The following is a 23,089-nucleotide window of genomic DNA, read 5'->3' on the forward strand; positions in this document are numbered from 1 at the left end:
ACTCCTTACGAAGTACTGGGGCAAGTCTATAGGCTATCCAATCGGGCTTATTTACGTACCCGCAAGAAACGTTTGGTCAGGTACCTGCGGACAGGCTCGTCGTATATCCTCAAACTGATATAAGCCAGCGCAATACTTCCGAGAACCAAGGCCAATGCTTCCGGCCACGCCTCGGCAAATGTAAGGTTCTCCTTCTTCACCCACCCAAAATACAAGTATATAAGAGGGTAATGTACCATATACAAAGGATAAGAGATATCTCCCAAGAATTTACAAATACGGGCGGAATGTTTATCGGTTGTCTTCCCGGAAGCCCCCAGATAGACAAGCATAGGGAATATTAGGATCGCGCATACAGAATCATAGATACCGTTCATCCATAAAGCCTCACCGTCACCGACATAGGGCATGGAAAGTAAAACAACGATCGCCAAGCTACAAATCCAAAAAGCACCTTTGACATGAATGGGCTTAAAGACGCGCGACATCAACAATCCCATCGAGAAAGAAAATAACACTCGTAAAAAGCCACCGATCAAATTGTACTCTTCCATCGTCCACCCCACACCTAGGTGCCCCGCACCGGAAAAATTGAATATAGCGAACGAAGCCAATCCGATTCCCGCCAAGACAATAAGTGCCATAAGCGCCTTCGTTGACATCCGACGAATAAACAAGGCATACATAATATTCCCGATATACTCGAAGAACAAAGACCAACTAGGGCCATTTAAAGGAAACATCTCACCATTTCCACGGATCTCAGGCCCGGAACCGGGTACAGCCGGTATCAAAAAAAGGTTGATAAGCAAAGCTAGCATCACCATGGATATAGAGACATGCGTACCATCCCACTTCTCACACCCTTGTATACAAAACGCGATAACTCCCAAAACGGCTCCAAGGACAACCATCGGATGCAAACGGATCAACCGACGTTTGATAAAATCCTTTGTCGTCATGGTTTTCCACCGGTCGTCATAAGCATAACCAATCACGAACCCGGACAGGATAAAGAAGAAATCAACGGCTAAATAACCGTGATTAAATTGTTGATCAATGGGACTCGTAGCAAAGGCTTCGAATACATGATAAAATATAACCATTAACGCTGCGACACCTCTCAATCCATCAAGAAGGTCATAATGAGGTTTTGTGTCCGCAAATGCGGCCGCTGAGATTTTTGAGTTTGACATTAATTGTTTGAGCTTATTTTTGATACTACTATTACTCCTAATTTCCGCAAAAATACAAAAAGGCCCCATCTTTCACGTTATTAGACAGTTCTTTTTTCATTAGTTACACATAAATAAGGTCGCAAAATACGAAGTCCCCAGCAAAGCTTACGCCTGCCGGAGACTTGTTTCTTTATCCGTACTCCATCCTCACGGAGGTACTTACGGACCTCTTAATTTATTACTTTAGTATTAATATTAATCCAACTCCCGCCTGTTCATCCGTCACGGATTACTTGGGATCGAAACCCTCACGGGAATTGTTGATTATCTTATTTCATTATTCCTTTATTGAATATCCTTATTTTACAGCTACTTTCACGGTCTCGTTACCTACCGTTACGAATACTACACCAGCAGGAGCGGCGATAGTAGCGTTGTCGGAAGTAAGAACTGTCTCAGCAACTGTCTGGCCTAATACAGTACGAACGTAAGCAGTCTCGCCTGCGGCACCTTGGATAGTTACGACACCGTTACCGGCTACAACTACGATAGAAGATTCTTTTGCGTCGATAGATTCGTTGGCTGTCGGAACCTCTGTGCCAAGCGTGAAGACCATTGCCTTTTCTGGATTTGTTGTTAAACCTAACATACCATTCAAAGCATATACATAAGCTGTCTTATAAACATCACCCTCTTTGACCTTTCTTTGAGAAGAAACGAAATATTCATCATCTCCCTCCGCAAGTGTGATATTAAACTTGAACGCATCCAATCGATCTGTTGATTTCACGCTCTTGTCATCGTTAAGCTCCTTAACAACCTTAACGGTCTCACCTTTCACGGTAGTAGTGATTGTATCAACCCCCGTAAGGATAGCCGGGCGGAAGATAACCTTCGTCTCAGACTTGCCTGAACCTTCCAAATAATATTTCTCGTCCGTATATTCCTGAGCAGAACCTTCCACGAAATAATGCAAAGAATCTGTCGGATTGAACATGAACATTCTTTCAGCCGGTTTTTCTTCACCTTCAGCCACCTCAATACCCTTAGAGATATAGAATGACGGAGTCTTAGCCTTGCTATCCGCTGTATCCAACCAGAAGATCATGCTTTCAGCGGACAAGATGCCCTCGTTGGAGCCATTCTTATTCAACTGATAATTGATAGAACCTAACATATTGTCGAAAGAAGCGTGACGAGGTTTAGCGGCCAATGACGGGTTGAACGGATTAGCGTCCAAGATCTCAACGTTAGCGTAAGCCTCATTCAAGGCTTTAGCTGCCATATAACGACCACCATCGAAAGAAACCTTCAAATCTGTTGTTCCGATTTTTGCTGTTTTCGCATTTGGACCAGTGGAACCCTCATAACTAAGCTTACCGTCTGTTACATCCTTCACTGCAACTAAAGAATAACCACCAGCGGCATTCTTAACAACAGCGAACTCTATAGCGGCATCAGCAGCCTTATCTCTAGCTGCGCCAGCGCCAAGATATTTAGCATCATCACCTTTAGCCTCCGTATAACGCAAGACATAAGTCGGAACAACCAATGTATCGCCATCAGCCTTCATGATAACCTCACCCTTATCATTCAAATAAGCGAAAGTATTTGTGCTTATCACATAATCCTCAACACCTTGCAGAGATTTAGTAGAATGATCTTTTGCTCCCTTTATTCTTTCCGGATAAAGAACGATTAAATTCTCCTCTTTGGTTGAAGCCTTCATTGTTTTAGTAGCATTGTCATCAATAGCATAAAGAGCTTTCTCTCCGAATAACGCGTCCTTACCATTGAATGTCATCTTAAAGCCTTCAGCGATCTGAGTATCCGTAAATACCTTATATCCGTCCGTACGAGTCGTAGCGATCGTGTTGAACTTAACGGAAGTATTGTTTGCTAAAGCTAACGCTGTTGTTACACCCTTATTTGCGGCGATTGTTACATCAGTGCCGTTGTACTTAGCGTTGACTACCTTATAGCCACCTTCAGCGCCATTAGGTTGTAAACGTAATACTAAATCATCACCAGTCTCACGGTTTGTCAATGTAAATTCATATTTGCCGTTGAAGCCAGAAACGATCCATTGTGATACCGGCATAGTGAAATCTACGCTATTATAAGCGGCGACACTTAAGCTTGAACCATCAGCAGGATCTATTGTCAAATACTTATGGTACTCAGTTTGTGAATCAGCCTCATCATTCTCACTCTTGGTTGAGCTAGTGAAGTAGATATTAACCACATTCTCAATGTTCTTCTTCAACAATACTGAAGCGTCAAGGTAAGAGTTTTCACCTAGTTGAGGATGGATAGCGGAATATTTCGTTCCTGACATTAGAACAGAAGTAACATAAGTTTTCGTATCAGAAACAGATGGCTTAACAGCAGCTACGTAAACCTTCGTCGCAGCTGTTGTTTGATCTTTTTTCTTATAATCAACAGTCAACGTCAATTTACCATCCTCATTCAATACGTCTTTCGCCGTAATCGTAAAGTTTGCGTTAGAGCAAGAGTCAGCGTTGGCCGTAGCAACCGATCCCTTCATCCAATACAAAGCATATCCCTCATTGTCTTGCTTACCATTGATGTCATAACGATTAGAGGGATCTAAAGCTAAGAATGTAATTTCTTGAGCCGCTGTCAAGATTGCGTCATTATCTGGAGTCTCTGCATTTACCGCACTAACAAATGCCTTAACTTTCTTCGAATCACCTTTCACGAAATAAGTACCGGCAGCCAACTTATTCTCATCAGAAGGTTGAGTTGCCGCAACCTCATCCGTAAATGATACGGGAACAACCTTATCAAACAAATTTCCAACCAGTTCATTCGTTGTATAATCGAATGACAATGTTGTGCCATTTGAATTATAGTCATTCAAATAAGCGGCATCAATACCCTCTGAGCAAGAGAATGCTTTCAAGCCTTTCTTTACTTCTTTTGTAGGTACAGTTACTGTATACAAACCTGAGAATTTCAACTTGCCCTCTGATACAGCGAACTTAGCATTCAACTCAGAAAGATTCTTGTCGGTAGCGGCAGTCAACGCATTACCGTCCTTATCGGTAACTACCTGATAAGCCACACCACCAACATTAGCCCACAACTCAAAAGAGTTAGATGAATAATTACGGATAGTAAATACGACTCCTGTAGTTGCATTACCATCAGCATCACCAAAAGAAATAACCTTCTTTTTGTCCTTTGTCGTAAGAACATCTGTAACCTTCAACAATGCACTCTCAGACGCACCTAGATAAAAGCTCATTCCATTAGCAAGAGCCGTCTTATTCTCGCTATAGGAAATTACGGTCTTAGCCGTAAGATCAGTAGCGGCATACGCAGCATTAAAAGCAGGTCCACCTAGCAGTAAACCAGCTGTTAACAAGGTAAAAATCCTTTTGTTCATAAATTCAAAATTTAATATTAATAATAGTGTTAATTAAAGTCCATCCCGTCGTTTAGCACCCTTGTTTTACTCGAAAACGACTAGTCTAAACGATCGTTTAGACTAGTCGTTTACTAATGACGATTAGCCATCGAGAAGAAGGTAAGTGCTTAATAAACACTATTATTAATATTAAATTTTAAATTATGAACAAGAAGTTTACTATGCTTTTGGCTAGTGCCATGCTTGCGACTGCTTTCTCGGCAGGGGCAGCTGTAGACGCTAAAAAAGGGGATGCGATCTTGTTGAAGTCTGGCACTGATAATTTGTCAGCTTTAACGGGGACTAACTTTGGGAAATTGGGCCTAACCAGTACTCCTGCCGATCTTAATGATTGGGAATTAAAGGGCTTAAATGGTGCTACTTGGACTGTTTCTGCAAAGAAGAACACTCTAGGTAGAGATATTTATTCTTTTGAGAATAAAGCTACAGGTTTAACGCTTGCTGTTGATCCTACCATAGCTATTGATGCAGATAAGGCTGGTGTCGGTGCGAAAGCTTTGACTTTGGGCGGTACCGCATCAGAGTGGGTGGCTGAAGGTGATAAGTTGGTTTCTTATTTCACGGGAGACTCTGTTGTTTATATCGCAAAGAACGGAGGTGATCTTTATTTGGAAAAAACAACAAAAGCTAAATTAGGCTCATCTAAAGCTATTGATCTGTCCTCTGCTAAGAATTTTCCTGAATCAATGATTTTGGATGCAGCTGACTTGAACACGTTATTGCAATCAGTTCCTACTGCTACTTTCTTTGGTTTGAATATGAACCCTAGTGTCTCTACTGGCAAAGCAAATCGGTTGACAGACACTCCTCTTAAGGCTACGGACGTAAGTGGTGCTGGTAATTGGGTAACTTTACAAGCCAAAGATAAAAAAGTGAAGGTTGATGGTGAGGATCAAGATGCCTATGTTGTCGTTGATACCGCTTATTATGATGGTACTGAGACTAGTAAGTTCTTGCAACTTAATTACGATGCTTTCAAAGCGGACAATCGTGAAGAAGGTTCTTATTACTTTAAGTTTACTTATAACGCAGCTAAAGATGAATTATATATTCAAGTTCAGAAGGTAGCTTATAAGCTTACGAAAAATGCAGGTGAGACTGATGCGGACTTTGCTAAGTATATCAAAGAGAATAACAACAATTCTTACTGGAGCATTCAAGATGAAGAAAACCCTCGTACGTTAGCGACCAAAACTGATAAGTTTATCTACATGGCTAGATTGGCTGGAACGAATGTCTTGACTATCAATACGGATGAGACAGATCTAACTGGTACTTCTGCACCTGTAGCTATGGCTAATGTTCAGAAAACAGTTGTCAAGCTTGGCACGAACTTCTCCGGATTGACGCTTACTACGATCCCTGATGGCGTATATTTGGTACAGTACAAGGCCTCGGCAGGAAATCCGAAAATCAAACAAAATGGTTTATATGCTTTGGCAAACTTAGCAGGAAACTTGGGTTGGGCTAATTTGGCTCGTAACCAAGAGTTCAAGCATATGCCTGCCGCTCAATGGGTAGTGGATAAGAATGGCACTTCTTCTACTGCTATGGTTACGATTGATAATCGTGAGTTCAGTGATGTTTCTAATACAAGTGTTCTTCCGTCTCAAATGACTCAATTCTATGCGGTGGAAGGTAGTGATGATGTATTCTATTTCAATGGTAGTGTAGCTGATACTTTGAGTTTTATCAAAGTTGATGAGGCATTGGTTAAGGATACAAAATTAGGTTATAAGTATGTAACGGCTGAAGAAGCTTCTGTTCAGACATATTTGTTCAACTATTTGCATGGGCTGGCGTTGAATAAATATCTGTATACTCCGGCAGGAAAAGACTCTATTGTTCGTGTAGACGAGAATGGAGAGAAAGCGAACTTCCGTTTGACTTTGATCGCAAAGGATGACAAATATGGTTATAAGGATGGTTTGGTAAGAAACGCTTACTATGTTTCTGACGGAAAAGGTCGTTATATCTCATTCGACGGTGTAGCGAATAAGTATATGATGAAATCAGTTCCGACTCCTTTCTTCTTGAAAGAGAACAATTGCATTGACGGTACTCATTATTATACTTTGGTAGAAGCTAATTTGCGTTCTGAGGCATTGGTTAAAGAAGGTAACAATGATATCGCATTATCTTGGTACCCTGCTTCGGAAAATGGTAAAAAGGTTGCTGATGCTAAGACTTTTGCTGCACTGAATACAAAGGAGGTAACTCGTAGTTATGAGCAACCGGATGGTTCCACCGTCACAGTAAAATATTACGCCGATGCAAATGGTAATATTGCGAGCGCTCCATATTATGATAAGGATGGTAATCGTTTGATTGTGGATGGTAGTGAAATTGGTGATGTATATGCTTATAAAGCAAAGGATGGCGTTGTATCATTACAAAAAGCATTCAATTCGATTTCTCGTTCAAATTCTTGGGACTATGCATCTGTAAAAGTATCTGTTGACGACAATACTCTTGATTTGACTGAGGGTACTTTAAATGATAAGTTCTATTCAGAGATCCGTACCTCTGCATTCGCCGTATCAAAAGACGACTCTCCATTGTACCGTCGTTTCAACAACGCTGCGTTAGGCGAGAGTGAAACCGCTGATAGCTTGTTCTTCGTTGAAAAAATCCGTAAGGAATATTTGATGGATGAGTGGAACAAGAACTTGACAGACAAGAATGTAGATTACGCTGGTATCTGGAATAAGGAGAAAGCTGACGGTAAATTAGGATTCATCGTTGATACCGCTTGGGTTAACCGTGGTAATGGCGATATCAAGCCGCAATATTTGATCTCTGTCGCTCGCAATGATCAAGCCGGTACTCCGGGTGTTCCTTGTACGTATGAGCATAATCACTTTGATAACGCTGGTAATCCTGTTGACGCAGTGCATTGCTCTCATGCAACTCAAGGCCATTCAGGCTTCGACTACGGTAAGTATTTGGTAAGCTTTGGCGACTCTGCCCTTATTAAGGGCCATGAATTGAAGGTTCCGTATATGGATATCGATGGTGGTTATACTCGCGTAGGTTTTGTTAAGGCAATCCACGCTGGTGACAGCTTGTTCGTCTTGACACAAGGTTTTGAGAACATGGATCCGGCTACATTGGATACAGCTACGATCATCAATGCTTATAAGAAGAGCAAGAGCGAGAACTTTATCGTGAATTTACAGGGTGACAACCACAAGAACGTAACTTGGTCATTCCGCTATGTAAACCCGGATAAGGCTGGTGCTGTAACGGAAGAGGGTGCTGATAACGAATTCTTGTTCGAGTCGAACATCTATAACGAGGCAGGCGTTGCTTCTACTGGTAAGGCTACTAAGGGCTTCGATAAGACCGTTGCCGGTTCAATCGCTCCTTCTTACGCCGCATGGTTGAAGATGCAGAATGGTTGCTTGGTATTGACTCGTGGTGATTCAGAGTTTAGCGCAGCTAAGACTGGCTCTGACGGTGCTTTGATCTTCAACGCATACCAAAAGACTGACGCTGAGGATATGGTAACATCTATCGAAGGCGCTAACGCTGAAGGTGTATCTATCATCGCTGGCAACGGTACTGTAACTGTTCAAGGTGCAGCCGGTAAGTCAGTAGTTATCACGAACATCTTAGGTAAGGTAGTCGCAGAGACTGTTCTTACATCTGATAACGCTACAATCGCTGTACCTGCGGGTATCGTAGCGGTAGCTGTTGATGGCGAGGAAGCTGTTAAGGCTATCGTAAAATAAGATTTATAAAGAAATAAAATAAATCGAAAATACATTCCCGTGCGGGTAACCAAGTACTCCGTGATGGATGAACAAGCGGGAATGGATTAATATTAATACTAAAGTAATAAATTAAAGTTCATCCGTCGTTACCTCCGTGAGGAGAGAGGGCGGTAAGAATAAGTCTTGGTTGGCATTGTATATGCCGCCAAGACTTTATTCCATATGTTGTATTGTTAATCTAAAAATTAAAGGATATGCAGTTTAGTTGGTGGTACCTTTTTGTTTCTATCCCTGTGATATGGTCTTTATGGATAGGTTTCCGGGTCTTTAGGGGGATAAATAAACCAAGTGATTTCTTCTGGTATCCGGAAGGAATGTCATCAGAGAAGTTGAGGGATTCTTTGACCGCATCGAATATCAGTGTAGGTTCTGCTATCTTTGCGTTTTTGAGCTTTGGATATTCTTATAAGCTTGCCGCTTTTATCTCTCCTTTGACATGGCTGCTAGGTTTCTTTATCTTGTATAAGGTATTTCCTCGTATAGAAAATTCGGAAAAGAGAACATTGCATGGCTTTTTGGCCAATCGTTATGATAGTCGATTTATCGGTTATTTCGCTTCTTTGTTATCGATCATCGGATTCTTGGGTACCTATGGTATAGAGATCTTGGTTGGGATAAAGATCGCTAATGTCCTTTTCCCTAATGTCTCCTCTATTTATATTATCTTGGGTTTGAGTCTGGTGGTGTGTACGTATACTGCACTAGGAGGTTTTAAGGCTGTTATTGATACGGAAAAGATGCAATTGTGGTTTTCATACGTCGGGATTGCTGCCGTTTTTGGATTCTTAATATCTCATAATGAGAATGTATTGAGTCTTGAGACATTGGCTTCGGACCATTGGGGATTTTCAAACTTATCAGTGTTATTTGTCCTTTCATTAATTGTGGTGAATGTACCTTGGCAGTTGATCGATATGTCCGTTTGGCAACGAGTCTGTTCCATGCGAGACCAAAAGGATATAAAGAAAGGATTGTCACAATCTATTTACTCAATTGGAATCTCTTGGTGTGTGTTGATTTCATTGGGTGTTTTACTGAATTATTTTCCGGACTTTACGGCTCCTTCGAATAATGATTACGGTTCCTTGCTATTGAGTTATCTCCAAGAACCTTGGGCGTTTGCTCTGTTTGCGGCGGGCTGCTTTGCCGCATTAGTGTCTACGGCAGATACATTATTGATTGCTTCTATACAGACTTTTGTTTTTGATATATTGTATCCTTCACATTCATTGAAGACGATAGAAGATACAAATGACCCGGAGAAAATGAAGGGTTTATTGCGCTATGGAAGGAAAATGGTTTATTTATTCGGACTTATCAGCCCTTTGTTCATTTACTTGGTTAGTATTGTGATACCGGGTGTTCTGGATTTGTTTTTTTTAGTTTATAGTGCTCAGATCATATTGCTTATACCGATTTGCGTGGCGATATTCCGTAAGGATTGTGTACGGATGAGAAAGTATGCGATATTCTCTCTTTCTGCTGGTTTCTTGGCTTCTGTATGCATGATGGTGTGGATGCTTTTTCATCCGGTGGAATACGTTTATCTGTCGGCTCCACTTGTTTCGATTCTGGTTTCTGCGATACCTTGGTTTTTTATTAAGAAAGGAGAGGGTTATGATACTGGAGTTAACAAAAGGTGAGATTTTCGAACTAATGGTTTCAGCTTTAGGAGGATTCCTATTGTTATGTAAATGGATGAAATCTACGAATATGCGAAAAGTAAGGGAATACCTTGAAAAACAGCCCTTAGATGGGCTTTCGGATTGCAGTTGTTTGGGGGATTTTATGAAGCGGTCTTCTTGTAAGAAACTGTTTAACTATTATTTTTTATATAGGCTTGTCTCCATTTCTTATTATTTGCTGCCGGTTGTTTTTTTGTTCTTTTTTCTTGTTGATGCATTTTATTTGTATAACTATTTTCTTGTTGATGGATCTGAAGTATTCGAGAAAGCTTGTGTTCCGATGCAGCAAAGTGTATTGATATTTATTTTTGAATCAGTGGTTGTTATGTTCCCTCTTGTTTTAGGAGAGTGGATTAAAAGAAATACTTATGAGCCTCTTGTATGAGCGACGATTGGAGTCTTGCTATATAGAACGAATATATCCGTATTCGGAATCGAATGCTTTTTTAGGAGTGAGTATTTGCTCTCGTTTATTTTCAGAGAAGACTTTGGTTGCTCTGTTTGATTGGTGCAAGGCAAATGTCAAATCTGTTTATGTATTAATAGCCGATGAGATACAAATGTACACTTTTATGGCTTCTAAAGGTTTGGAACGAAAAGAGGCTTGTGCGAAAGCTTTGCAAATAGGCGATATAAAGTATCGATTCATAGAAAGGGTTATCAAGAAAGGTGACTATGACAATGTTCGATTGCTTTCTTGGAAAGCGGTAGCCTTAGAGCCTCGATTCAAGACTTTATTGCAAAGACTTAGATTATTATATGGAACTGAAATCCTTTTTCGGCGGGAAGTTATCAAGCAGATTCTAGAACGTAACAGGCGGTTGCCGGAAGGTTTTCGTTTTGCAAGGATCGACTCTTCTGATTATGATCTAGCTTCTCTTTATATACTGAACGAACTGGCGGTTATTTTATATTTCCATTTATATTTTGATCCAGCGTGCCAATATCAAATCTCACCTTTACCTATGACCCCTTTATTGGAAATCTTGTATGACGGTACTTTTTTGAAAGACTTGCTTGTCCCTAAAAAGGATATTGGTTATATAGAAATTATGGGGGAGAAGGATCTCACTGGCAGAATGATTAAGGTTAATACAAAAGGGGCGCCCTTATAGATAGAACCGCCCCTCCTTATAGTTGTAGATAACTCCTTTACTTTTTTGTGAGTTCGTTATAGCTTATGTATAACTTTCATTAACTGCTCGCCCAAGCCAATTGTATAGCCTTGAGAGACAAATACGACACGGTTGAACGTATCGGCGATCAAGAAGATCGGCAAGGTATTGGCGTTTTGCAATTTCATCGCTGTAGCCATCTCCTTTTGGATCGCCCCGTCGATATCCAGACCGTATGTGATCGTGCCCGGTAAATCGCCGAACTCTTTCGGATCGAAGTTCTTATAGCCCTTCTCGTCAGGGAAGAGAAGCACGATGCCTCGTCCCCAATCCTCCAGTTCCTTCTTCACGGCGGCGATATCACGCATCGCATGGTTTGTCGGTTCTTGGCGGGAGCCTAGAAGCGCTACGATATAGTAGCCACGTCCGGTAGTAGCTAGCAAGCTAGTTTCCTCGCCGTTGTCCGCACGTTTGAATTTATTCTCGGAGTTGAAATTACCGATCACCTGTATCTCGTCCTTGCTTTCGCGCATCTCCAATTGGATCGGGGTGGTCTTGTCTGCCTCCACATTGAAAAACTCGATCTCGGCCAATACGCTACCGTTTGCCATACGAGTACCGGTCACTAACATATAATTACCTTCATCCATGGATAACGGTTTCTTCAGTAATCCGCTCCAAGTATCTCCCAAGCCCATATCCACATTACCGCCTCTCTCGAAATTCAAGGTCTGTAAAGTACCGTTCGGCAAAACCTTGGCGATCGTGAAGTGACTGTAATATTTCGGGTCTTGCAGCGCCTTGATTGGTTGGTAAGAAGCGATTACCTTGCCTTGTTTAGCGGTCGTCTGTACGGCAGCCTCGAAATCGACGTCTACCCAAGCGTTGTCCTTGAAGTACTGGATCTTGCGGGCTACCGGCTCGATACGTGCCGGAATACCTAAGCTACGAGCCACGGCCACGAAGAAGATATTACGGGAGCCCTTATCAGCGATACGAGATTTCCATACACCCATCGGCATGATCGGAATACGTTGTGCGTTTAGCGCGTCGTTAATGGAGACGTTATTCTTCACCCAATCCACCAATGCCTGTGGATTCTCTATGGCTTGTTTCGCAAGGGAAGGCTCAATATTTGCGACGAAGAAACTCTTATAAGGAGTCAGGAACTCATTGGCCACACGAGGATTCATGATATATTCATTGAACCATTCGCTTTGAACGGCCGGCGTATTATTCAAATGATCCGCGAAGACAGACGCTGGTGTATCACGTAGGTCCTTAGCGGACACGACATCCAATAATGCCATCGCCTGCGCACGCTTCTCGGCGGGAGTCTCCCGTAAGAACTTCTCGATCTCCATCCAGTTACCACGGCTACCAATCATGAAATCCTCCGTCTTCATCGGGTCGATACCCAATTCTTTCGCTAAAGCCTCCGCTTTCTCTTCCGTATAGAAAGTGGCTACATATTTATTACGGATAGCGTCTTCCTCCAATAAGCGTTTGGCGTTCGCCTCCTTTTGCTCCGGTGTAACTTCCGCTGGGATAGAGCCGTCCACCGGTGGTATGATATCTAGGGCGATCGTCTCCACATCTCCCGGTTTCTTGTTCAAGGCGATCGTAACCTCTCCGTCTTTGCCGAAAGAGACCTTGCTGTAGTCGAACTTGCCGTCTTTGCTGGCCCATACCAACATATCCCCTTTTCCGGCGGATAATGAGCATTTGCCATCCGCGTCCGTCTTCTTGCGGGCTACACTGTTAAACTCGGCATAGTTATAAATCTTGAATTCTACCAAAGCGTCCTTCACCGGCTTGCCATTGGCATCCGTAACCGTGATAACAGCTTTAGCCGAAGGCGCATAATTATCGATCACGTTGATCTCGGTATACCCATCGGTACGTTCCATGACATCCTCCGGGCCATTGTATTTACCGAATACTTTCGTATGCATCAACATACCCCGGTAAGCAGGGCCGTTGAACCAACCCAGATTCAATACCGGTTCGGGCTCGCAAGCGCCGAGGAAATACCATTTACCATTCACCCAAGCTTCTACCCATGCGTGGTTATCATCCGTATGCGCCCAGCGAGGCGTATATACCTGACGTGCGGGGATACCCACGGAACGTAAAGCGGCTACCGTGAAGGTAGACTCCTCACCGCAACGACCGTAAGCGGTCTTTACGGATGCCAAAGGGGAACTTGTGCGCCCATCGGAAGGAGTATAGATAACCTTCTCATGACACCAGTGATTCACTTCCAGTACGGCGTCGTACAACGAGAGACCCTTCACCCGGTCTTTCAACTCATCAAAGAAAACCATGCGGCTTTCATCCAGATTCTCATTGTTGATTCGTACCGGCAATACGAAATGGCGGAAGATATCCTCTGGAATGCTATCGCCCCAAGGCATCTCATTCCGTGCTAGGAAAGAGGAACGGATGTTTTTCAAATAGAAATCGCCACTATAGTCCGTGATGTCTCCAATCGGCATATAGGCGTACATGAAGGTTAACGCCTCCCTCTCTTCGGGAGTCATTTGATCGTTAAATACTGCGAAAAGGTCTCCGTTAGGCAGGGCGGCCTGTTTCGCTTGGAAATCGTTCTCGACCTCAGCTCGGTAAGCGGCGTCGGTAATAAAATGTTGTTGGTTGTTACAGCTCGTCCATACGAGTAATGTGAACAACAGCGTAAATAGATGTTTTTTGTTCATAAAGCGGATATGTATGTTTGCCAAAAGTAATGATTCTATGCGAGATAGAAAAATTCTCGAACAATTTGTAAGAAAGATTTGTTTTTCTATAGAAAGAATAAATCTGGTCTTCCTGTAAATTTGGGACCGGATTTCTTCTTTTTGTGTGATTATAATTACAAAAAGTTTACGAACTTTGTAACAAAGTATCAAATCACTAATCATAAAACCCGTTTTGCGTATGTTTCAAAATCCTGAGCAAGTGCTATTAATAGCTTCTGTGATCCTGTTTTTAAGTATATTCGCCGGTAAGGCCGGTTATCGTTTCGGCTTACCCGCTTTGTTGTTGTTCCTTGGTGTGGGAATGTTGTTTGGCAGCGATGGTCTGGGCATCCAGTTCAGCGATCCGAATGTGGCCCAGTTTATCGGCATGTTGGCGTTGAGTATCATCTTGTTCTCGGGTGGTATGGATACGAAAGTTGCGGAGGTCAAACCTATCGCCTCGCAAGGTGTGGTATTGGCTACGCTCGGGGTGCTGGCCACGACTTTTATCACGGGCGGGTTTATCTATTGGTTATTTGGTTTATTTGGCAAATATGTTACGTTGACTTTCCCGGAATCTTTATTGCTGGCGGCGGTCATGTCCTCTACGGACTCAGCCTCGGTTTTCTCCATCTTGCGCAGTAAAGGGGTTTATTTGAAAGAGCGTCTGCGTCCTACCTTGGAACTGGAGAGTGGTAGTAATGACCCGATGGCTTATATGCTTACCTTGCTTCTGATCGCTTACATACAAAGTGGAGGTATGAATATTTGGGAGGCCGGGCTATCCTTGGTCATTCAATTATCGGTGGGAGCTATCGCCGGTTTCTTATTGGGGAGACTGGCTGTGTTGATTATCAATAAGATCGATATAGATAACGAGTCTTTGTATCCGATCCTTTTATTGGCTACGGCTTTCTTCACCTTCGCCGCTACGACCTTATGTAAGGGTAATGGCTATTTAGCGGTTTATATCGCAGGTTTGGTGGTTGGTAACGCTAAGATTGTTCACAAGAAAAGTATGGGGACGTTCTTTGACGGTTTCGCTTGGTTGTGGCAGATCGTGATGTTCCTTACGTTAGGCTTGCTAGTGAACCCGCATGAGTTATTACCGGTGACGGGTGTAGGTGTTATGGTGGGAGTCTTTATGATCTTGATCGCCCGTCCGATTAGCGTGTTCCTTTGCTTGATACCTTATAAGAATTTCTCTTTCAAAGGTAAACTGTATATCTCATGGGTGGGATTACGCGGGGCGGTTCCTATTATTTTCGCTACTTACCCGATGATCGCCGGGATCGAGCATGCCGGTATGTTCTTTAATATCGTATTCTTTATCACGATTCTTTCTTTGCTGATTCAAGGAACCACGGTTACTCAAGCCGCAAAATGGCTGGATATGGTGGATGAGCCGGAACGAAAGGATGAGTTTGGCATCGAGCTTCCCGAGGAGATCAAGAGCGCTATGAGCGAGATCGATATTACCCCGGCAGTATTATCCCATGGAAATAAATTGATGCAGCTGACTTTACCCGATCATACCTTGGCGGTAATGGTGAAACGGGAAGGCCGCTATTTCATCCCGAAAGGAAATACGGAATTAAAGGAGAATGACAAGTTGTTAATGATCTCCGATAATGATGAGGCGCTTTTGCAGGCGTATGATTCCTTGGGGGTGAAGGATTATACGATGAAGAAAAATTGAAATAATGTGCCAATGGGGGAATGTGCCAATATGCCAATGCAGATACTATTTGTGTAGAATAAGCATTGGCATATTGGTACATTATTTTTACCGTACCGGAAATTCAGTTATACGTAAAGTGGTACAGCCATAAGGGATTAACTCGATGCTTTCTTCGTCGCCCATATCATTGCCTTGCTGGGTAAAATACGAGATAGAACCAGAGGAACCTCTATATAAAGACCACCCATTAAGACGTTTGCCTTTCGCCTTGATTGTAATCGGGGCATTCTCTACGTTCCAAGGATAGTCGGTAGTCACTTTCGTTTTCTCTACGACAAAGTTGTCGTTGATTTGGTCTGGTTCCAAGGATTTATGTGTAAGCGCATAGTTCCAAGGAGAATCTGAAGTCACTTGATAATACCAGTTACCGTATTGAGCCGCCTTCTCTCCTTCAAATGTCTTCTTCTCCCATTTCTCGTTCATCTTCAAGGCATAAACCAATGGCCCCCGTTCGATTACCGCACTGCCTCCGTACCAACGGCTGGCCGCTACTTGCATTGGGAGTTCAACGGTTAGGACATCACCTTGTTTCCATTCCCGGTTGATACGGGCGATCTCCCCGGGATATGCATCCACGACGACATTCTCTCCGTTCAGTTTGATCACCGGCTGATTACACCATGCCGGGATGCGAATATGGAAAGGGAAGAAGGCTCTCTTTATTTTTTTATCCTCGAAAGCGAATTTAAAATGCAGAGTCTCGTCAAACGGATAAGCGGTCTCTTCCTCGATTTGCACGGTCACTCCGTTGGCTACCTTAGCTTTGACACTCGAAGGTGCGTATACAAGAGCGGCTATACCATTATCCGCCGTAGCGTACCAAAGGTTTTGAACTAATTTAGGCCAGCCTTGATGTAAGTTTGAGGTACAACAAGGATAACCCGTAAGTTCTCCGAATAAGATATCCGTATCATCGTGTGGCGTGGAGAAATTACGCCACTCACGAGTAACGGCTACTTGGTTGGTTTGCTGATAATATTGGCGGGCAGAGTAATCATCTGTCACTTGAGTCGGCAATGCGTTGTAGGCCACTCGCTCCAGATAATCGGCCCATTGAATATCCCCTGTAATTTCCAGCATCTCTTCCAATGAGAACATCATCTCCACGGCGGTACATAATTCGGAACCGGTAGTCGGCTCACCGAAACGAAGTAGTTCGTCGCCACCCCAAAGCCCGGTCGGGAGACCGATCGTATTATGTATATCCTTTACCGCTTTCTTAACGGCGCATATCTGTTTCGGATCTTGATTCTGTTGATAATAAACAACCGGTTCCTTGAAGCCTTGCGCCAGATTGACACAGTGCAAACTGAGTTGGCGGGATAGATGATCTTGATTTAAGAAGATATCCGTCCAGTTAAACGTCTGCTTATGAATCAACTCTCCTAAATCCAATAAGAACTTGTCGCCTGTGATATTATATAGCCAATAGACGATCATTAAATTATCACCCCCTCTTTGCTCTCCCCAAAAGGTCCATTTACCTAGTGGGTTTTGAGGCAACTCGGCTAATTGGTATTTAAAATATCGAGTAAAGAAATCAATGACCCGTGTATCGCCTGTGGCTGAGTAATATTGTTGCATTACTTTCATCATCACCATCTTAGGCCACCAATCCCGGGAATTGTCCCGTTGTAATCCCGGTTCGTAACTCCGGTCTGTATCCGGTCCGAAATAGCCGTTGGGCTTTTGGGAAGCCAAGGTCCATTCGACCCATGGCTTTACCTTATCGATAAGCGCTTGATCATTGAGTATATAGGCTAGTGGAAGAAGACCGTCTATCCAATAAGGGCCACGTTCCCATACGTCACCATCACCACCTAGCCAACCATTACGAGGGCCCATGACTTTCTCGTATACTTGATCCAAGTTTCCAGTCATGCCGTTCTTCATCCGTACTAATTGCTCCTGCATCCAGCCGGTAGGCCGGATAGAACCGATCGGTAATTCTATGTAAGGTTTCTGTAGCAACGGATAACGGTTGTTTTTGTAATTAACAGAGATAGCTGTTTTTTCATTAGCAAGCTGATTGGCCGCTACGGAAGTGGTAACGACCATAGCGAGCGATAATGCTAATATTTTAGGAAGAAGTTTCATAAGTTAGTAAATTAGTAGTTTATATTATTCGTTATAATCAATCCATACTTTCATTTTCCCCGCTTTCCGGTTATCCCATGTATAATAAGGGATCAAAGTGATTGCCAACTCATTTGTAGTGGCCTTTATGGTTGTGATCCCATTTAATAATTTCGGATTAAACTGGGCATTAAAAGAGGTGTTCGCCGCGATTTTTAGGTTATCAAAATCTTGAGGGTTATCTACCTCTTCCATGCAATATACGAGAGGCCCTCTTTGTATGGCACGCTTACCGATGTTTTGCTTAACTCTAGGGTCTGCGGTTATCAATTTGACTGGCATCTCCATTGATAAGGAGATTACGTCTCCTTGTTTCCACTCTTTATTTAATACGGCGTATCCTTTCTCTGTTGGAACTTTTACTAGTTGCCCGTTTACCGATAAGGTATATTGCTCACACCAACCAGGGATACGTAAACGTATCTCTTTTTTCAACGGATTAGAAGGAGTTACAGTTAGTTTTACAGTTCCATCCCAAGGATAATTGGTCTCTTGTCTCAACGTGACATTTGTGTTGTCTGTGTTTATCTCAGTAGAATTACCTATGTACAGATTTACCCAGATCGCCTCATTGGAGGTTCCGTAAATATAATTACCGATAGATGGAAGGAAGCGAGATATTTGGCTTGGGCAACAAGCGCAACCATACCATGCTTGACGGTGATGGTCTCCTTTAGATTCCAAAGGATTAACATAGAAAAAACGATCTCCTTCCAGCGATATACCGGCTAAAGCTCCATTGTACATGGATCGTTCGAGGACATCAATATACTTGGAGTCACCAGTAAATTGATTCATTCGTTGATTCCACAATACCATTCCAACCGAAGCGCAAGTCTCACAATAAGCATCTAGGTTTGGCAGGTCATAGTCTTCTGTGAAACCTTCGTTATGGCGTGAGGAGCCGATCCCCCCGGTAATGTACATATTTCGGAGTACGACATCATCCCATAACCGATTCAAAGATTCGATATATCCAGAATCTTGCTTTAACGCTGCCACATCCGCCATACCACAATACAAGTACATGCAACGAACGGCATGACCAGCGATATCACTCATCTCACGTACAGGTTTGTCATCTTGGTAGTAGAATGGATCCCATTCACCTTCCCCACCTTTCGAGCCATGCCCGTGTCCTCGTTCCTCGATCAGCCAATCAGCGAAATCTAGGTATTTTTGCTCTCCTGTGGTTTGATATAGTTTGACAAGGGCTAACTCAATTTCCTCATGTCCGGGAACCCAATCTCGTTTTCCCGGTCCAAAGATACTCATCATGTGATCGGTCATTCGTATACAAACATCTAGTAGTTTTCGTTTTCCGGTAGCTTTATAATAGGCCACTCCTGCCTCTATCATGTGTCCGGCACAATACATTTCATGCTTGTCCATATTAGTCCATCGTTTTTCCGGGGCGGTCAATGTGTAATACGTATTAATATATCCATCCGGTAGTTGGGCGGCGGCGAATTTATCGATCCATTCATCCGCTTTTTTCTCCAACTCTGGATTTGGATTGTTGATCAAACTGTATGCCATGCCTTCCAACGCTTTGTATACATCAGAATCATCAAAGAAAATACCGGAATGTTCCCCTTCCCTTTTTGCCGCATTCTCAAAATTGCGGATGCGCCCTGTCTGGTTCTCGATCTGATCAATACAAACAGGCAAAGTGGTCGATATATGTTTCTTTAACCTGGGAGACCAGAAATTATCTTGTATATGAACTTGTGAGAAGTCCACTTGGTCAATCATTTTGAAAGGAGCTTCTTTATGGGGAGCTTGTTTACATCCCCATAATGTTAGACATGTCAAAGATAATAATACGAACTGTTTCATTTTTTTGAGATTTAAAGTTATAATCTAATCAATGCTTTTATAAATCAGACCTATTGATGTTAGTAGGTCTGATTTATAATAAAAAGTTTAAAGTTTACAAACCATTTTTGTCAAAGCATCTGCTGATGCTACTCTTTTTCCGTCGACGAAGATAAAGAATCCTTTCCCGTTACTATATTTTTTTCCTGTTTTATCATATAGAATACATATTTTTTTATGATGATACATTATATGATCTAGGCAAAAATAGTCCCATTTATCTTCTGGTATCAAAGGATTGACGATAAGAACGTCTTCGCTTTGCGGACGAATTCCTACCAGCCCACTTATGACTAAATCACAAAAAGAGGAGTGGTTGTAGTTTCTGCCTCTCTCTTTAGGTTGGTGATTTTTCAACATGGTTCTGGATATCCAATCTCCCGTAAAAGGATTTAGGTTCTCGTCGATCCAAGGAATGACATTACCATTATCGAGTGTGAGATGTTGGCTTTTTGTATATATTTTCAGTAATGTCCAAAAATCGTCTTTGGATATATAGTTTTGTTCTTGATCGTTCAGTAAATTCGCTAACCCTGTCAATGTCATGGCTGTGGCGAAAGGCCAAGACGGACCATTCCATTGGCATTCGTGCCCTTCATAGACAACTTTGAATTTGGGATGACATTGTTCTGCGGTTGTAGGACCATATGGAGCAAAAAAATGGTTTTTGTCCATTAGAAATTTCCATGCGATAGCATAAGAATGATTTGCTAGATCAAAACTCCAAGGCGTGTAACCATGCAATTCCCTGACATCGCGTAATATTGCTTTGCTATCCATAGGCAGTACTTTTATAAAAGAAGCCTGTTCGTCCCATAGTAAATCAAACATTTTGTTACGGATAGCCTCTGCTTTCTCGTGAAAATAGGAACCTTGAGGATCATTCTTTTTCTGAGCGACCCAAGAAAGAGTATTTGCTTCTGCTGCCATATATGAGTTAATGGTAGCCCTATAGCCACTTCCTCCGATAGAAATTTCCATGCCGTCACGGTTGTCTGTTTGCCAGAAAAGACCGGTTTCGGAATTAAATTTCTCTTTTTCCCATCCGTTGAAGTTAGAGACTAGCTCAGGATATAACTTTTTTAATATAGAGTCGTTCCCTGTGACTAAAAAATATTGGTAGATTGCATTCGCTATAGGAAAACTATAGGATCGAACATCACCTCCACCCCTTAACCAGTAATAGGCATAATCATTCAAGTAACGCTGTTCATGTAGCCATCTCCCTTCCCTGAAATGAAACCAAGCTGGACAACAAATTCCGTTATATTTCCCAGCCCAAGAAACATCAGGCAGAAATTCTGTTATTATAAATCCCTCTGGTGTTTCTTTTATATGTTTTCTATAAGTCCACCATCGGAAATAATAAATCTCTTCGATATCTTTATCGGGACATTCGAAAAAAGGAATGTTTTCGGCGAGAAAATCTTTAGCTTGTTTGTTCGATATGGACTGTATGTATATTTCCTTATCTTGCTGGTTGAATTTATCCGCATATAAATCAGATAAATGACGATCTAAAATCTGCCCTTGAATATTTACAGAAAAACAAAGTCCAATAAGTAAATAGAAAATGTGTGTATGACTCCTGCTCATATAATGGTTTTATTGTAGGTGTCCTTCTAAAAGAAGGGCACCTAGGTTGGACATTATGTTTGTTTATAAATAATTAGGATTCTGCTCTAGGTTTGGATTTGAGGTCAATACTGTTTCCGGAATAGGGAATACTGAACGATAATCCCCCTCAGGCTTGTGAGATAACCAGCTCTTTGTCGTATATATACCAAAACGAATGGCATCTCTGCGGCGATGCATTTCCCAAGCAAATTCCCAACCCAGCTCATCATACATCCTTCCGAATTGGACTGGATCAGTGTTTCCTCTATCTACGATTTTATAATCTTCCACATAACCATATTGATAGCAAGTATTTCCCGCTAATTGGGAGTCTGTTACTGTCGCTAATTCAGGATTATCTTTAAACGCCCTTTGGCGCACTTGAGTAACCAAAGTACCAGCCCCGGATTTTCCTGTACGTAACAAGCATTCGGCTTTCATCATCATAATTTCCGCATATCTGAATACAGGAATGTCTGTGTTTGAACTGGAATATGAATTTTCAGCGACCTCAAATTTATTCATTCTGTAGCCTTCCAACTCACTGGTATAATTACCGCTAGGAATATCCTTCGTGTAGATCAGGGGTTCTCCCATTTTATCATAAGTTCCGTATAAAGGAGTACCATCAGCGGCCAATTGTTGCCCCATAAGCCAAGTATCGGCTAAACGTGAATCTTTTTCATTGTAAGTGTCTATGAATTGAGTAACTCCCATGGCAGATCCACATCCCCAAGGTGTATCAATCGTATTGTATTTCTTTTTTAGTTCACCGTGCCAAGAAAACATAAATATACTGTTTCCCGTAGCGAAATTCTCGTCGTAAGGGATTGTAAAAATGATTTCTTTACAGCTTTCGACACCCTGGGTCCTAAAAGGATCTTTGTAATTTTCAGCTAAAGTGAATTTCCCGCTGTTTATAATATCATCACATTGGGTTATACAGTCATTCCAGCGTGCTTCGTTTACGTAAACTTGTGCGTTTAGATATAAGTTGGCTAATAGAGCTTTGGCTGCCCATTTCGTCATTCGCCCGTAATAATTGCCTCCTACTTCTTCGCTTAAATTAGGTATTACCTCTATAAGTTCGTTTTCAACAAAGTCGAAAATTTCTCTGCGTGTATTTTTGGCAGGTAAATCCATCGCAGTTGTTGTTACAAGAGGAGCGTCCCCGAAATTGTCACATATTTGCCAATAGTAGTAAGCTCGCATAGCCCGAAGCTCTGCTAATCCTTGTGTTTTTTCTGTGTCGGAGGGTGTGGGTATTACCCCTGTTTCAATTTGTTCGATAATTTTGTTACATAGTAAAGCCCCTTGATAGAACCATGACCATATATTTTTCACATGGTCTTGCTCTGAGTTCCAGGTTTGATAATGCATACGGCGGTATGCGCCACCATCATCCCAACCAGAGGCATTAGGTGGCATAACGATTGCGTCTGCGCTTACTTCTTGTGCGCAAAAGTATCCCCAATGATCTGATTGGCTACGTAAATAACTATATACACTCGCTATAGAAGGAGTGAAATCATCTACTGTATAATTGTATGTTTGTTCTGTTACTTTCGAATATACGGTCTCATCCAGATTGTTGCTGCAAGAAAGTATGCTAAAAGAGCAGCAAGTGCCTAATAGAATTTTTATATAAGTATTCATTGTATAATAATTTATCGTTATAAATTTGCATAAACATTCAACATCAAAGTGTGGAATAAGACCGAGTTTTCATTAGTCATAAAGACCGTGAATCATGTTCTGTCCCCACACTTTA

At 42.1% G+C, this 23,089-nt stretch carries 12 protein-coding genes; 5 read left to right on the forward strand and 7 right to left on the reverse strand.

Features of this window, described 5'->3' with window-relative positions; translation table 11 throughout:
• Positions 1-47 precede the first annotated feature (47 nt).
• Together NBH16_RS17960 and NBH16_RS17965 are read right to left on the reverse strand one after the other, a co-directional pair.
• Complete coding sequence (locus tag NBH16_RS17960) at positions 48-1,196, reverse strand: acyltransferase family protein (protein ID WP_009016572.1); 1,149 nt, start codon at positions 1,194-1,196, stop codon at positions 48-50.
• A gap of 340 nt (positions 1,197-1,536) precedes the next feature.
• Positions 1,537-4,590: a DUF6383 domain-containing protein gene (locus NBH16_RS17965; RefSeq protein ID WP_009016573.1), complete on the reverse strand. Its 3,054-nt coding sequence runs from the start codon at positions 4,588-4,590 to the stop codon at positions 1,537-1,539.
• A gap of 185 nt (positions 4,591-4,775) precedes the next feature.
• Between NBH16_RS17965 and NBH16_RS17970 the strand changes: the two genes are divergently transcribed.
• The 4 genes from NBH16_RS17970 to NBH16_RS17985 all read left to right on the forward strand — a co-directional run bounded on the left by NBH16_RS17970 (position 4,776) and on the right by NBH16_RS17985 (position 11,208).
• Complete coding sequence (locus NBH16_RS17970) at positions 4,776-8,366, forward strand: DUF6383 domain-containing protein (RefSeq protein WP_250788923.1); 3,591 nt, start codon at positions 4,776-4,778, stop codon at positions 8,364-8,366.
• A gap of 236 nt (positions 8,367-8,602) precedes the next feature.
• Entirely contained in the window at positions 8,603-10,051 is a 1,449-nt protein-coding gene (locus NBH16_RS17975) for a sodium:solute symporter family protein (RefSeq protein WP_005863249.1), read from the forward strand.
• Positions 10,026-10,478 carry a hypothetical protein gene (locus tag NBH16_RS17980; RefSeq protein ID WP_005863247.1) on the forward strand — a complete coding sequence of 151 codons (453 nt, stop codon included), beginning with the start codon at positions 10,026-10,028 and terminating at the stop codon, positions 10,476-10,478. Before NBH16_RS17975 ends, NBH16_RS17980 begins: the two co-directional genes overlap by 26 nt.
• Positions 10,462-11,208: a tRNA-dependent cyclodipeptide synthase gene (locus NBH16_RS17985; protein WP_122143846.1), complete on the forward strand. Its 747-nt coding sequence runs from the start codon at positions 10,462-10,464 to the stop codon at positions 11,206-11,208. The genes NBH16_RS17980 and NBH16_RS17985 overlap by 17 nt, the downstream gene beginning before the upstream one ends.
• Before the next feature lie 56 nt (positions 11,209-11,264).
• On the opposite strand, the gene NBH16_RS17990 is transcribed toward NBH16_RS17985, so the two are convergent.
• Entirely contained in the window at positions 11,265-13,925 is a 2,661-nt protein-coding gene (locus NBH16_RS17990; RefSeq protein ID WP_250788924.1) for a transglutaminase domain-containing protein, read from the reverse strand.
• A 220-nt stretch (positions 13,926-14,145) separates the two neighbouring features.
• On the opposite strand from NBH16_RS17990, the gene NBH16_RS17995 reads away from it, so the two are divergent.
• Positions 14,146-15,645, forward strand: coding sequence for a potassium/proton antiporter (locus NBH16_RS17995; RefSeq protein ID WP_005863241.1), 1,500 nt, complete (start codon positions 14,146-14,148; stop codon positions 15,643-15,645).
• An 87-nt stretch (positions 15,646-15,732) separates the two neighbouring features.
• Here NBH16_RS17995 and NBH16_RS18000 read toward each other — a convergent pair whose 3' ends face one another.
• The 4 genes from NBH16_RS18000 to NBH16_RS18015 form a co-directional block, all read right to left on the reverse strand.
• Positions 15,733-17,784: a beta-L-arabinofuranosidase domain-containing protein gene (locus NBH16_RS18000; protein ID WP_250788925.1), complete on the reverse strand. Its 2,052-nt coding sequence runs from the start codon at positions 17,782-17,784 to the stop codon at positions 15,733-15,735.
• 24 nt (positions 17,785-17,808) lie between these two features.
• On the reverse strand, positions 17,809-19,662 hold the full coding sequence (locus NBH16_RS18005) for a glycoside hydrolase family 127 protein (RefSeq protein ID WP_250788926.1): 1,854 nt from the start codon (positions 19,660-19,662) through the stop codon (positions 17,809-17,811).
• Between the two features lie 87 nt (positions 19,663-19,749).
• Positions 19,750-21,297, reverse strand: coding sequence for an MGH1-like glycoside hydrolase domain-containing protein (locus tag NBH16_RS18010; RefSeq protein ID WP_122377466.1), 1,548 nt, complete (start codon positions 21,295-21,297; stop codon positions 19,750-19,752).
• A gap of 63 nt (positions 21,298-21,360) precedes the next feature.
• Positions 21,361-22,974: a RagB/SusD family nutrient uptake outer membrane protein gene (locus tag NBH16_RS18015; protein WP_195471993.1), complete on the reverse strand. Its 1,614-nt coding sequence runs from the start codon at positions 22,972-22,974 to the stop codon at positions 21,361-21,363.
• Positions 22,975-23,089 lie beyond the last annotated feature (115 nt).

This window comes from Parabacteroides sp. Y3-G-102 (assembly GCF_023656845.1).
GTDB classification, from domain to species: Bacteria; Bacteroidota; Bacteroidia; order Bacteroidales; family Tannerellaceae; genus Parabacteroides; species Parabacteroides distasonis.